The sequence below is a fragment of the Planctopirus sp. SH287 genome, assembly GCF_056500625.1.
On the sequence record NZ_CM151403.1, the window covers coordinates 4493145 to 4508078 of the forward strand.

Genomic DNA, 14934 nt, shown 5'->3' on the forward strand with positions numbered 1-14934 from the left:
TCTCATCGATGACTGATCTCCCATAGCTCGGTGATCGGCAAAAATGGCCGGAATCTTGAGCGAATCAGGCGTATTTCAACGTCAGCCCTGAGGTCTCACCAACAACGCTGGCGCAGTGGTGCCATGAGCGAAGGGGGCGTTTGACGTGAATTCAACGCGAGGCCCAAAGCATGATGGCGGCGGTGTGAGCCGTTCTTTCTGAACGAAGCTCGTGCCGCCGCCAATCTTCCGTCAAGCCAGCGGTGTTTCATGAACCAGAGGGTTACGAATCAACCGCTTTCAGTGCTGACTCTTTCGATTCGTAAATCGCCCAGACGGTATCGAGTGCCGTGATTTTCAGTAGTTCACGCGCGGTTTCGGAAAGGCCACAGAGAACCAGTTCTCCGCCGCGGCTGCGCACATTTTTGTGGCAACGCAGGAGCAGCGCAAGAAACACGCTACCAAAATAATTGACCTGGGATAAATCGAACACCACCATGGGTGCCGCATGCTGTTCACGAATCGGCCCCAGCACGACTTCCGCCGCCTGCTCGATCAGTTCCCAGTTCATGCCCTCAACGGTACCAGTGGGGGTGATGACGACGGTGTTGCCGTGCCATTCAAGTCGAAAATCATCGTTCGGATGGGTCATGCCTCAGCAATCCTCTCTCTCGCGTGGTTCCAATCCTTGCCGCCACGTGGAACATCGACAGCCTTCTGGCTTGCCCCCTCATCATGTCCAGTCGCCCGAAACAAAAAAAGTGTCGCCGAAAAAAACTCTTTGACTGTTCATAACTGAGCTGTCACGGGTGACCGGTTATGCGGAAGTTCTCAAGCTTAGTCCCCGCTCACCAAGGCGACGAGACTTGCCGGTGAAAGCGAAATTTTTCCCCCCGTAAAAGACGCGAAGGTCGCCAGGGAGAGAGTAAGTTGCTTGCGCAACACGCGACGATAATACCATTCACAAGAAAAAACTACGCGGTGCGTTGTTCCGAAGTCCAGCCTGTGAAAAGACATGTGGAATTCGAGCAGCGCAGTTATTTCATGGAAACCGTATAAGATGTAAGGGGTATCTTTACACAACTGCTCGAATGAGTAATGACGGAACTAACATACTCGCCGTGCCGCTCTCGTTTTTTCGGTGACGCACATCAAGGGCGAGTGATTTTTTCCTTAATGCTTTCGGAATCTGAAGCATCAGGGCTTCTTGTTTGACGGCGTCCACCAGGATTGATCGGGCCGAGCGCCACGGGCGACGCGCAGAGAATCCAGGTCATGTGCCTCGATCCCCTGCCCATTGAGGACAGCACACAGCCAGTTGGTTTCGCCATGTGTGGCAAAGACTCGCCGGGCACCGCATTGCTCAATCGTGTCCAAAATCTCCTGATGATCCGGATGATCCGAAATGACGAAGCCCATATCGACCTGTCGTCTTTTCCACTCACGGTGATCGAGCATCCAGCCAGAAGCAAAGGCCGTTGACACCTTATCCGATTGCGGGAATATCTCACGATACCTGCGGGAAGGTGGTTGAATAATCAACGCCCGTGTCCACAATTCCGGCTGCATCTCTGTCTGCGGATCAAGTTCCATCGGCAGGGAAATTCCCTCTTGTCGATAGATCTGGCTGATGTCTCGCACGACAGAAGGAGCAAAGATCGGCCCATCGGCAGGATCCAGCGCCGCCAGAATGCGCTGCGCTTTGCCAAGCGCATAAGCGTAAAGAATACTGGTGCATCCCCTGGCCTGATTCGCTTTCCACCAGGACGTCAGCTTTTGTAATTCTCCCTCGGCAGAAGGCCAGAGAAATTGGGGACGGGCAAAGGTGGCTTCTGTGACGAGAGTATCGCAGCGAACTGCTTCAAATGGTTCACAGGTGGGGTCTAATTCACGGCGATAATCTCCCGTGACGACCCACACCTCTGACATCCCCGACGAGTTGCTCCATTCCACGCGAACCTGAGCCGACCCAAGGATATGGCCCGCAGGATGTAAGGAAACCAGCACATCTCCCACGCGGTGCTGCTCGCCAAATTCCCAGCTTTCAATCACCGCATGTTGACCGACCCGATGCTGGACAAGAGCAGCACCAGACCGACTGGTAATGTACCTGGCGTGACCCCGACTGGCATGATCGGCATGCGCATGAGTCACAATGGCTTTGGCAACAGGGGACGTGGGGTCAATATGGAAGCCCCCCTTTTCGCAATACAGCCCCGCAGCCGTCGGGCGCAGCAAGTACCCTGATGTTGACATGAATGAAATCCGCATGGGCAGACGTGACGCGAAACGTCCTTCATTCGATGCCATCAGCCATCGAACATCAAGCCTGACGGGTCAGAACCTCGCTGACGATCAGAACGACCGCTCGATGGAGAAGCGGGCAATCTCCGTAAGAAACTGCCTCGCGGGGCTGTCAGGGATGGCCTCCAATTGCTGGCAGGCCTCGTTGACCAGTTGACCAGCGGTCTTAGCCGTGTAGTCCAACGCATCGCTGTTTCGCAGATACTTCGCCAGTTCCTCACGAGTCCCTGCCTCCGGGTGGGCTAACAGTTCGCGAATGGCCACAGCCTCCTTCGCAGAAGCGGTGTTCAGCAGCCGAATGATGGGCAGAGTCAGCTTCTGCTTCTGAAGATCAGACCCCAACGTTTTGCCAGTCTTCTTTTCAATCCCGACCAGATCTAACAGATCATCAGCAATCTGGAACGCCACTCCTAACTTGCGGCCGTAAGTTTCCAACCGGGAGACAATTTCGGTTGGTTGATCCGCGTAATAGGCTCCCAGATGGGTACTGACGGCCGTCAACTCGGCTGTCTTCCCATCAATGATGCGAAAGTACGTGGCCTCATTAAGATCAAGGTTGCCACGTTCGTGAATCTGCGTCAGTTCGCCTTCGCAGACTTTGTTCGTGGCTCTCCCAATGATCCGGCAGGCATAAGTGGTGGGCAAATCGCTGGCAAGATGAAACGCGTGGGTAAACAGATAATCGCCAAACAGGACACTCGTTTCGTTGTTCCAGCGAGCATTGACAGTCGCCACATGCCGCCGGGTGGACGCTTCATCCAGCACATCGTCATGTACCAGCGTGGCAATGTGGATCATTTCCACCACAGCGGCCAGCAACTTATGAGCAGAATTGACATGGCCACAAGCCCGTGCGGCCAGCAGTACAAGAATCGGTCGCAAGCGTTTGCCACGAAATCGGGTCGCATGCTGAAGAATGTCTTTAACGCAGGGCTGATCACTCTCCAGTTCATTGACCAGAATCTGCTCAACCTCAGCCAGATCTGCTGCGAGAAAATCATCAATCGATGCCAGGAGACGCCCGCCTTGAAGGGGCTGTTCAAGCGTCGGTGGTTTTGACATCGCCATAATTGCAGCTTCCTACTTCACCCACAAAACCCTTGTAAGTCATGCACAAAACTCACAGGGATCGTGTTGCACCCGAGAGACCAAAGTCGATGGGTCGCCCTCTGTGACGCGCCTCAGGGCGGATGATCACTGCTGGGACTCAACTGACATAGACATCATCGGCAGACGGGATTCATCACCTGTATTTTGTCAGTCTTGGACAAAATTTTTCGTTCACTGAAAATCAAACCGAAATCGGCATGCCGGAATTAACCGACTTCATGAAAACCTGTAAGTTCTCATGAAGTGCCGACCTGCTGAAACTGACCAAGAAAGCCAGATCCTGTTCAGTGCAAACAGGTTATGAACATCAACCCCAGGATGGCAACGATTACGCGGTGGCAACCACAGGAACGGGAGGCTTCCGCCTGGAGGCCCACAAAGCCAGTCCTGCCTCAATCAGCATCAGGATTGCCAGAATCATCAGCAGGGTCGAAACGGCCAGAATCACATAGCTGACCGGTGCGGTTTTGCCACCCGACTGGATTTGCTGCCAGGTGCCGTTGGTCATCACAGCCAGTGCCCAGAGGCTGACCACGTACATCCAGACCATCGGAATTCCCGTCACAATCCAGACCCAGGCCGCCCGCCGGGTTTGCCACAACCAGACCGTCACGCCCAACAATGTCAGAGCGGCCAGCAGCTGATTACTGGCACCAAAGAGCGGCCAGAAGACCTTCCACGAAGGGACAACCTCGCCTTTCATATTCGTCACTTGTTGTGTGACAAAAAACGCCGGTGTGGCTGCGGAAACGATCGTGCCGATCCATCGCCCCAGGTTGTTCTGCAACCCCGTCAATTCCTGAATGATATAGCGACCCAGCCGCGTGCAGACATCGAGCGTGTCATAGACAAACGTGGTGAACGCCATGAGAGCAAACGAGACCGCGAGCGTTGCGGGAATTCCGAACGTCTGGAGAAAACTCCCCAGCCCGGTGGCATAAATCACGTTGGGTTCCAGCGCGCCACCTTTCAACATCGGATCAGACTGGGATAGCCGCATGACGCAGGCCAGAGAAAGAATAGCGACCATCGCTTCCAGCAGCATGGCGCCGTAACCCACAACCTTGGCATCTGTTTCCACTCGCAATTGCTTGGAAGTTGTTCCCGAAGCGATGAGCGCATGGAAACCAGAACAGGCACCACACGCGATGGTGATAAACAGCATGGGAAAAACCGAATCGCCAGCATCGGGAGGTGCCCAGCCACGAAACATCGGGTACTGAATGGGCTGCTGATTAAGGAAACAACCCACCACCAGACCGGCAGCTCCGCCTCCCAGAGCCATATAAAGAAAGTACCCGCCCAGATGCCCGCGCGGTTGCAGCAGGAGCCACATGGGCGCTACCGAGGCAATGCAGCAATAAAAGAGCAGGAGCAGATCCCAGGTCTTGATGGCGGCTGACTTGGCTTCAGCGGGGTTAGTGGCCCAACCCATCCAGACGGTGAACTCTTCCATATTCAGTGGGATGAATTGCCCCACATAGATCGACACTCCCACCAGCGGCAGAAAAATGAGTGTGGCCCAACCCAGCGAAAGCTTGGTGTAGCGCATCGTGATTCCCATAATAATAGGAATCACCAGATAGATCAGCGAAGAGGAGGCAATCCCGCCACCATTCACCAGTTCGCCATTCCCTAAGTCAACCTCGCCCACAAAGGCGCGGGCCGTGATATCTGTAAATGCGACCACAATATAAACCAGCGCCAGCCAGACGAAGGACAGGAACAACAGGAAAGCCCGCCGGCTCATGTGCTCACGGACAACTTCGGCAATTGACCGGGCTTTATGTCGCACAGAGGCCACCAGCGAGGTGATGTCATGCACCCCGCCAATAAAGATGGCTCCCACAAGGATCCATATCACAGCCGGAAGCCAGCCAAACGCGATTCCCGCAAAGATCGGCCCCACAATCGGCCCCGCAGCAGCAATCGCGGAAAAATGCTGTGAAAGCAACGCATCCGACTCAATCGGTTCATAGTCGAGATGGTCACACTGCGTCACAGCCGGTGTCGGTCGCGCATCATCCAGTTCCAGCAAGCGAACCAGCAGCGGTGCATATAATCGCCAGGCCGCATAAAGGACAACAGCCGCGATAACAACAATTCCCAGCATACCCACGGCATATCCCCGCACTGCGTCGATCAAAATGACCTGTACAAATCGCTTTGCCTGTGTTGTAGCAAACCCCACTGATATGATAAACCGTGGATCCGTCAGTGTGTCAGTCTTTTCACCGAGAAACAGAAGTCCGACTGGTTCAGCACAAAAAACGTGAGCGCCTTTTCACGCTGAATCTCTCTGTGGCCCTGATGGCCCCTTTGGCGAGTCTTTTGTGAGTTTCTCCTGGCAAGCTCTGTGCCGTATGATCACTGCGGTTCGGGGCTTATTGGCTGGTGCCTGTTTTAGCCGCGTTGTTTAGCCACGTTCTGGCCGTGAACGGCGTTTGACGCCATGTGGCACCAGGGCACTTAAAAACTCTAACAAAACCTCTGATGCAGCGGGAATTGACGAAGCATTTAACGTTTTCCAACGGGCACAACCGGTTTTGTCAGGCGTTCTTACTGCATCGCCAATGTGAAACCCCAAGATCAAACTGTGGCACGGCTCTACGTTCTCACTTCTGAAAGACAGCCCGATGAAAACCATTCAAATCTTTGATCAAGCTCTGTGCTGTCCCACAGGTGTTTGCGGCCCGGAGGCAGATCCGGTGCTGACTCAGTTTGCCTCCGACCTGGACTGGCTCAAGGCGAAAGGCGTGACTGTTCAGAGATATCAACTGGCTCAGGAACCGGCCGCTTTTGCTGAGAATGCGGCTATTCAATCAATTCTGGCCACGGCTGGCGTTGAAGTTCTGCCGGTCATTTTCGTGGATGGGCAAGAACGTTCGCGCGGTCTCTATCCCTCACGGAAACAAATGGCGGGCTGGGCCGGCATTCGCTCCAAGCTGCTGCCCAACCTGTCGATCGTCGACTTCTCCACAGGTTCACACGATCACGACCATGATCATGACGGTTGTGGCCATCCCGGCTGCTGCTGAATCGCCAAGAACTCCCATCAGGGACAGATATCACAGTGCAACGCCTTTTTTTCTGGCGGCGTTAGCCTTGCAAAGGAGAATTTCTCCCTCGCCCATCCCCTATGGATGTGCACACGATAAAACGATACCCGTCTATCTATCAGCGAGTAGCTAACGTAGTGCTTGACCTCGGTTAATCATGTGGATTCGGATTTTATCGACTCGTTTGAAAAGCTGTCGGAGAACGATAGCAAAGACTGGTGCATTCCGAGGACTCCATGCACTCTACTGTTTCTAACGTACAGAAAGTATCTCATGTAGGGTGCATGCCAATGCACCAATTCGGTGTCAAATGCAAAGACTGGTGCATTCCGAAGACTCCATGCACCCTACTGTTTCTAACGCACAGCAACTCTCTCTATATACTTACAAAACGATATCACCCATTAACTGGCCTACAGACGCCGCCCTAAACCTCGAAAGGGGACGACGCACAAGACCTGTTGGTTTTGTGCGTCGTCGTATGATTCATTTCGATTGTCAGTTGTCAGTCAGATCGATTAAGCGGCTGACTTTTTGGCGGCTTGGCGAGATTGTTCCAGCAGCCAGCGATCAAGCCGTTTCTGGACTTCAGGCAGTCGCTCCTGCTGAGCATCCCAGATGACCTTCAGTGGGAAGTCGTCTGTGGGTGTTTCGCCACTGAGTCTGAGAATGTATTGCCAGATCAGGACGGCGGTGAGAGCGTCTTCGACCAGCAAATCATCGACACCAAGGAGGTCAGGATACTTCTTGAGCATTTCGCCGAAGTTTTTCATCCCCGATTCGACGAGAGCTTTGGCTTCGGTCAATCGTTGCTCGCCATAAGCAACCTGGGCTTCATAGATTTCCCGGTGAGCGTCAGCCATTTGAGGATCACGTTCACATCGGGCACGCTCGCGCCAATAACGGTAGTTGACGATCTTCTGGTAGTCATCCACCGCTTTGCGCAGTTTGCGTTCCATGTCGGGTGTCTTGGATTGAGAGGTGACATCGTCTTCGCCCATCTCCATCCACATTTCCGCTTCGGGGATTTCTGGAACACGGAAGACTTCGCGGCCGTATTTTGTTGTCCAGTCGCGATAAGCATCATCCCAGGCCACACGAGTTTGCTCGCCAAACATGCCGTCTTTTTGCAGTGCTGAGGCATAGTCAAAGTAAGAACGGGCAGGGTAAGAGCGGAACAGGGTGCGGTCGAGAATTCTTTGGCGCTGGGAAAGTTCCCGGTCGTTGGCGGTCAGATACCAGTCGCGAGCGACGAGGTAGTTATCGACAGCCTGTTCGTTGATCTTGGGATCGGGTCCGCCCTTGAACTGCTCAACGTCGGGGTCTTTCTTAAAGAACTCGCGGAAGAAGCGGGCTTCGTCAGACATCCCGATTTTGAAGCCGGTCACACGGCCTTCTTCCCAGGGAAGATCCGGATTTTTGCCGTTAACGTCGACGCCCTTTTGCAAGAACTTCGCGCCTTCTTTGACCCAGTAAAAGCGGTCTTTCACATCGTCGAATTCGGCACTGACGTTGAAAGCCAGGTTCCAGCTGTTGAATCGCCAGACAGTGATGAAGTGCGGCTGCAGACGAATAATTGCGTCGGCAGTGGCCCGCATTTGCGACCAGTTCTTGGTCTTTTTGTACTCTTCGACGTTAGCCCAGAGCATGTTGACCGCAATGCCCCGGAAACCCAGCAGCACCATATTCATGGCAGAGCTGGTAGGGTCAATTTTGCCAATGTCCGATTCCCCCAGTTCAAACTGGGATCGCAGGCTGGGCAGAACACCGCCGGTACTACCGGATTGCCCACCCCCAGGGATTCCCAGAACGACAATCGGAATCAGTAATGCAACGATCAGACCCAGATAAAGCAGTTTGCGGAACTGCGAATCAATTTGGTTCATTTTGCCTCCAGTTCACGCGAACGCAGACAGTAATAGCCGAGAAGAACACAAGGAATTAAGTAGCCAATCGTCACCATGATGGCAGGAATCACGGCTGCCTGATTATCAACATCAAAACCATTTGCCAGATAGCGTGTGGTATCGAAGTAACTGAAGTTGGGCAGGATCTGCTGCACAATCCACAGGAAGCCGTTTAAAACCCAATCCACATACTTGATCAATCGCGTGCCTGCATTATCAGGCAGTTCTGTGGTGTCGTTCATGAAGGTCAGGATACGGTAAGCCGATTCAAACAAGCCGCCCCCCGTCCACTGGGCCGACAGCAAGGTTTTCATAAACTCGCGAGCCATGTTGCCCACAAGGATAAAGGTAAACGTCAGAATGATCGCGAACGGCCCCTTCACGAATGTACTGGCCGTGACCCCCAGAACGACGGTCAGCACCATGAACATCCAGACGCCAAGCATCGACTTCAAAAAGCTGACGGTGAAAGAGGCGTCCGGCAGGCGAATGAACAAATCCGGGCGAGCCATCCCCAGGTATTGACCAGGATCTGTACAGGCCACAGAAACCGTCAGACTTCCATCTTTCGCCACCAGGTCATCAAAGAGGTCATAGGTTTTGGCCTCATTGTTACTGTCAGCGGCAATGATTTTCCGACGGATACCATCGGTCCGTCCGCGGAACTCACGAACCTGAAAAGTCCCTGCGGGAACTTCCAGATTTTTCTCGGGGTTCAAAATGGTGTACTGAAAGTTTGTGGCCCGCTCCATGTTGCCTTTATGGCTGCGGAAGGCTTCAAACCGGGACTCCAGCCGCAGGGCGTCGTAACTTTCCCCGGATTCATTCTGAATGGTCGTCAGCATCTCAGGAGTGACATTTGGGAAGACCCAGACGGCCCGGGACTTGGTCGCCCCTTCGATGTAGCTACGGAAGGCCCAGATATCCCCCACGTTGATACCGGCGTCGGTTTTCTCACCGACACGGTCAAGGAAAGAGATTGCTCCCCAGACTGGTTGACGAGCCGTCAATTCCGACTGGGCAGCTGCTGGAACCTGCCGGTAAATCCAGACCAGCGAAACGGCTGACATCACCCCCAGAAGCACTGTTCCCACAGCGGCATAACCCAGCATGCGGGAAATCACGATTTCAAACCGGCTGGTGGGCTTTGTCACCACAGTGTGAATCGAGCGTAGGCGAATGTCTTCGGGAATACCAATACAGGCCAGAAGCACCATCACAATCAAAATCAGCCAGGTGAGCGAGTTCAGAATGAACGTCACGTGGACTTTCACCGAATCGAGCGGACGCTGGCCGGGATCGGAGATAAACCAGCCGGCAAACATGAACAGAATCGCAAACACAACAAACACATACAGCGCTTTACGACGAACGGCTTCGATAAACGTCAACTTCGCCGTCGCATAGCAGCGAGCGGGAGAGATCGAAATGATCTCTCGCAAACTCTCCAGCAGAGAATTGAGGTAGCGTTTCGCCCCTTTCACCCCATCTGATGCCAATGTGGTCAGAAAGGTGATCAGCAGCAGGGCCGATATTCCCAGTCCAAGAACGGCCAGCCATTGCTGGATCGCCACCTTGAAATTGAATGCTTCCGGAAAAAAGTCCATGGTCTATTTCACCGAAGAGAACACGCGGATGACGGAGAGACAACATTAAAAAAGGGAATATCAGCGTCAGATGGCCGTACGAAAAATCCGCACGGATCACAAGAACCAGCCATCGACCCTGGGGATTGATCAGACCGAAATACGGTGACCAGGACGCTCTTTGCTCTCCTGCACTGTTCGCAGGAAGAGATCCTCCAGAGAAGACGTCGGCTGATCGATCAGCACGTCGGTCGCCCCATGCTTGCGAAGGACAGCTTCCATCTCGGCAATCGCCTCTGGTGAAAGCTTGCTGGAGCGGATTTGTGTGGCATTCTGTTCTTTGACGAGGTCTTCCACTTTCCCCATCACTTTCAGTTCACCACCGTAAAGGATCGCAATGCGGTCACACACATCCTGAACATCGCCCAGCAGGTGACTGCACATGACAATCGTCTTGCCCTGATCCTTCAATCGGAGAATCAAATCCTTCATATCGCGATTTCCCAGAGGATCCAGACCGCTGGTGGGTTCGTCGAGAAGAATCAGTTCCGGGTCATTGATCAACGCCTGAGCCAGACCAATACGACGAGTCATCCCCTTGGAATACTCTTTCAATTGGCGCTTGCGGGCATGGCTGACCTTGACCAGTTCCAGCAATTCATCGGTTCGCTTCTTTCGCTCAGCAGCAGACAAACGGAACAGACGTCCATAAAAGTCCAGCGTTTCTTCGGCGTTCAGGAAACGGTAAAGGTAAGATTCTTCCGGGAGATAACCAATCCGCTCGTTCTTGGAGACATCGGTCGCCGGACGCCCGAGAATGGAAATCTCGCCTTCAGTAGGGAACAGAAGCCCCAGCAGGAGCTTCATCGTGGTCGTTTTGCCCGAACCGTTTGGCCCCAGCAGACCAAAGACTTCCCCTTTGCGAACTTCCATCGTCAGCGACTTCAAGGCTTTGACTTTGGGCCGGCCCCAGAAGTCCCGGTAATCCTTGGAAAGGTTACGAATGGAAATCACCGGCTCCGAGGCAGCCTGGCCTTGAGCGGGAACTGATTCGGAAGATGCTGTCCGGGAGGCAGACTCTGTGCTCATCAGGGACTCGACTCTTGTTGTAAGGGGCTGGATTTCCTGCTCTGATCTGAACAGGCCAATCCGGTCATGGAAAAAAAGAATCACCAGCAACTGCTGATTCAGAATGGGAAAACATATTTAAGGATCATGGCCACAGACGGGACTCTCCGCAACCTGTTGAATGCCGCGAAGTGGACTCTCGAGCGAGAATTCGTGAGACAATACGTAACATACGGCCAAATCGCTGGTTCCCGCCAAACGAGTTTCTTGAAAACTTCATATCTGCTGGCCATTTTCTGGCAATCGTGGACTCCCCCAGCTTTTCAATATCAAAAAAATGGGACATTTGAACAGACACTTCTCCAATAAACAGCGCTCATCCGGCCTGAAGTCTTGATGAGCGATCACCATTAATGACTATCGAGTGTTTTCCCGTACGGGAGGCTGCCAGTCTTCCACTCTCCACAACTCGCAACGGGTCACTCCCCAGCCCTGAACGTTGCCAGCCATCGTTCTGGAATCGCTTTTCATGGTTTTTACCCCCAGCGAAGCCCCTTCTGTTTGTGACAGAACCGCCCGCAACTGATCGGCCTGAATGCGCCAGATCCAGCCGGGACTGGTCGCAATCGGTATCAGCAAACGAAATCGCCCCGGCCGGTTGGAAAGCAGACAGGTGATCACGTTTGTGGAGTCAAACTGACGCCCGCTCGTATTCTCTGGCTGCGACAGCTCCGGATTTGACACTTCCGGTTGCGATAAGAGTGCTGCTGAAGATGAACCCGGTGACGAGAACCTCAGATCCATCTGAAGCGATTGTCTTGCCCTGGCATCCTGGATCCATTGTCGGCCCAAAAAGTTGTTGGCATACAAGTTTTTTGCCGCAGGATTCATTTGGCCGGAATCAGAAGTTGGCCGTTGCGAACCTTCCTCCCCATCAGCATTTGCGGCAAATAGTTCCCCTTCGATCATCAAGGCGTTCCAGTGCATGGTTTCCACCGGAGAGCCTGCGGTCAAGGCTCCAGAAGTTGGTGCCCTGTTTTGAGACGCAGCCGCGGATTCTGTTTGTGTCTTGTGAGCCTGAGGGTTCACCAACTGAGGCTGGAAGATGACGGCTTGACTCAATTTCTGTTCCGAAGGAGCAAAATCGAGCGGCAGTCGTTCGGGAACCTTCAATTGATCCGCCAGAGCTTCCCCCCAGCGCAAAGGAAGCCAGCGCATCGGGAGCGGGTATCCCCATTTCTCAAGTGTTGTCGCAGAGGGAGTCCAATCTCTCTCTCGCGGAATGAGCAGCCCATTAATTGCCGATGGCCGGTAGTTAGCAAAGATCCAGGGGCTGAGGCGGTCATAGCGCAGTGACCACGGGATGCCGTCAATTTCAAATGTTTCATGCCGCACCAGGAGTGGCCGGCGGTGCTTCAAGTCTTTCAATGCCTGCGCCTGTTCATCAGTCGAACTGATACAATAAGCAATGGCATGCCGGGTAGGATTCGGTTGATCCATTAAGTGATTAATAATGCCTTCCTCAATAGGCCAGATATAAGTCTGAGGAGGCAAGGTCAACAGTGGGGCCGGAATCATCTTGCGAAATGATTCCTCTCGGGGAACCTGTGAGACCATCCTGGCAGCTGTCCAGGGATCGGATAACCCACGATTGGGATTCAGCAAGAGAAGGCTGCCCATGAGAATCAACCCGACGATACCACGACGATTCCAATCGCTACGCCACCCCCGCCGTCGATAGTAGCTCAGAATCTCAAACACTATTAACACTCCCAGGATCCACATGGGAAAATCAATCGCTTGAAGTTGTTGATAACCGCTGCGTCCGACAGAACGCCGGCAAATCAGGACAAAGAAAATAAATAGATAAATCCATAGCGTGGCTTTGCGCGACGAACCCGCATGACACGCGATTGACGCTCCGACCATCCCCCAGATCGCCAGCAGAAGAAATCCCGTGAAAACCCGACTGAAAATCAAGTAAGAAGTCGGCCAGGGAAGCCCATAAAAAGCATCCAGCGTGCGAATCAGATCGAGCGTGATTGTGATGTAAGTCACTACAGCCTGACCGCCCGCTACCAACCCCAGCATCACTAAAGGAACCACCAGTCCCGTAATTCCCAACAAAAATGACCTTCCCAGCCGTGTACCAACCTCTTTCCACAATGCCATATCATTTAGCGATGTTCTCCCTGGGATCGTGAGTTCTGCCAACACCATCCCTGCCATAAACGGTATATACCCGTCTAAACCAATCGCCGTGGTGGCACAGGAAAGAACAGCGACGCCAGCCAATCGCATGAGAAACTGGCCACGCAGAACAAGCAGAGCCAACCCGGCTGTCCATAAGTGAATCCCCTGGCGCGAACCAAGATTGATCGTAGTCACATCATTGACAGCAATCGTCAGCGTCATTAAAGCCGCAACGAGCCCCCATATCGCGGATCGCGTCCAGGCAAACACTATTAAACTGCTACCCGCAATAGGTATCGCCCAGGTCAGTTGTTCCGCCACCTGAAACCCGGTTACGGTGGGAGGCAGAATACAACTGCCAAACCACGCGATCAGAAGATAATAGGATCTCAATGGAAAGACATCGACATACAATGTGCGTCCGGCTTTCAATTCCCGCATCGCGCTAAGAATCTGTCCATCATGAAAGGGGTCAACACCACTATTGAGAGTCAGCACTGGCACAAACACGAACAGCAAACTGAAGGACAGGCAGACAGGCCCCCACCATGTCTGCTGCCAACGGCTGATGCTTGGAAAGTAGGCCCTCCACCACAAACGTGAATTAACCTCAGATCGACCAGCAGAAGAATTCTCGGCCATCAAGCGAGTCGGTAGCGAACACCAGCCAATCCCTGCCAGCAACAAAAAAAAGCCGCCAGCAGACCACCAGGAATTCCAGTGAAGCCCCAACGCAATAAACAATAGCAGGGCAACACCAGTTAAAAACCAGCGGGAATAAATCCACGGCTGCGTCACGTGCTCAGGCGTGATTTGTCGCGAAAGTTCCTGTTGATCAGGCGTCATGCCAGAGCGATCAAGCAAAGCATGACGGACTTCAAGCCCTGCAAGCCTCGTCAGCCAGGGGGCGGAAAATGCCCCGATGGCAACTCCCGTGAAGACGGCGCTCAACAACATTAATGGTGACAGTAAGTCAATCAGTGACTGCTGCTGAACCCAGAGCACAATGGGAACCAGCACCAGCGTCGCCCGATTCCAAATTCCCGTCTTGCGAAACTCTTTTGAAGCATCACTCCCCAAAACGGCCGCGAGGATCGCCACAAGATAGACCGTCACGGCCTTTCCCAGAACGCCTGCCGACGTACTATATGATTCCACATCGACCATAAAGAGGAGAAGTAAACCTAACGCCAGAATCACTGCCAGAAAGACTCTCGACAAAGTCCGCTGTCGACGAGCCAGTTCCGCCGCCAGGCATCCCCCCATAAATGCCGCCAACGGCATAACGGTCAATTGGGGGTAAAACTGACGCGACAGCGCAAGGCTGACCAGCTGCACTGCAATAACGGCTGCCGTGAGCGTCGCCGTCCTGCTGACCTTCCATCGCTCCAGTGAAGGAACCCATAAGCTCAGCAACCAACCGCAGATAATCACTCCCAGGCTGGCTGCTAAATACGCCGCACTTTCCGATTTCTCACTATAGACCTCCAGAAGCGGCGGCCCCACCACTTCAATAGGATCTGACAAGAGAATCTGTTGCGGTAATGTCACAGCCGCATAAACAATCGCCAACGAAAGCAGCGTTGTGACCGCGCCCAGTACAATTGGCAAAATTGTCACCCGGGGAGAAGCACGCCTGCCGCGCGTCAAACTTCCTCCTGATTCCGACTCTTCCCGATGATTATGCGTTAGATCGGCCATAACAGTTGGTCAAACACGTTTACAAAA

9 protein-coding genes are annotated in these 14934 nt (G+C 53.4%); 1 reads left to right on the forward strand and 8 read right to left on the reverse strand.

Annotated features, from left to right (window positions below; genetic code table 11):
- Positions 1-262: 262 nt before the first annotated feature.
- The 4 genes from SH287x_RS16660 to SH287x_RS16675 form a co-directional block, all read right to left on the reverse strand.
- Entirely contained in the window at positions 263-631 is a 369-nt protein-coding gene (locus SH287x_RS16660) for an STAS domain-containing protein (RefSeq protein ID WP_479515513.1), read from the reverse strand.
- A 545-nt stretch (positions 632-1176) separates the two neighbouring features.
- Positions 1177-2235: a ligase-associated DNA damage response exonuclease gene (locus SH287x_RS16665; RefSeq protein WP_479515514.1), complete on the reverse strand. Its 1059-nt coding sequence runs from the start codon at positions 2233-2235 to the stop codon at positions 1177-1179.
- A gap of 99 nt (positions 2236-2334) precedes the next feature.
- Positions 2335-3351, reverse strand: a complete 1017-nt coding sequence (locus SH287x_RS16670) for a polyprenyl synthetase family protein (RefSeq protein WP_479515515.1) — start codon at positions 3349-3351, stop codon at positions 2335-2337.
- A 370-nt stretch (positions 3352-3721) separates the two neighbouring features.
- A complete protein-coding gene (locus tag SH287x_RS16675) occupies positions 3722-5584 on the reverse strand; it encodes a carbon starvation CstA family protein (RefSeq protein ID WP_479515516.1) in 1863 nt (620 codons plus the stop codon).
- Between the two features lie 445 nt (positions 5585-6029).
- On the opposite strand from SH287x_RS16675, the gene arsD reads away from it, so the two are divergent.
- On the forward strand, positions 6030-6431 hold the full coding sequence (gene arsD, locus SH287x_RS16680; RefSeq protein WP_479515517.1) for an arsenite efflux transporter metallochaperone ArsD: 402 nt from the start codon (positions 6030-6032) through the stop codon (positions 6429-6431).
- 539 nt (positions 6432-6970) lie between these two features.
- Here arsD and SH287x_RS16685 read toward each other — a convergent pair.
- From SH287x_RS16685 to SH287x_RS16700, 4 genes are all read right to left on the reverse strand, one after another.
- Positions 6971-8338 (reverse strand): hypothetical protein, encoded by a 1368-nt coding sequence (locus SH287x_RS16685; RefSeq protein ID WP_479515518.1) that lies wholly within the window; start codon positions 8336-8338, stop codon positions 6971-6973.
- A complete protein-coding gene (locus SH287x_RS16690; RefSeq protein ID WP_479515519.1) occupies positions 8335-9966 on the reverse strand; it encodes an ABC transporter permease in 1632 nt (543 codons plus the stop codon). The genes SH287x_RS16685 and SH287x_RS16690 overlap by 4 nt, the downstream gene beginning before the upstream one ends.
- Positions 9967-10095: 129 nt before the next feature.
- Complete coding sequence (locus SH287x_RS16695) at positions 10096-11034, reverse strand: ABC transporter ATP-binding protein (protein WP_479515520.1); 939 nt, start codon at positions 11032-11034, stop codon at positions 10096-10098.
- Positions 11035-11430: 396 nt separating this feature from the next.
- Entirely contained in the window at positions 11431-14817 is a 3387-nt protein-coding gene (locus SH287x_RS16700; RefSeq protein WP_479515521.1) for a hypothetical protein, read from the reverse strand.
- Positions 14818-14934 lie beyond the last annotated feature (117 nt).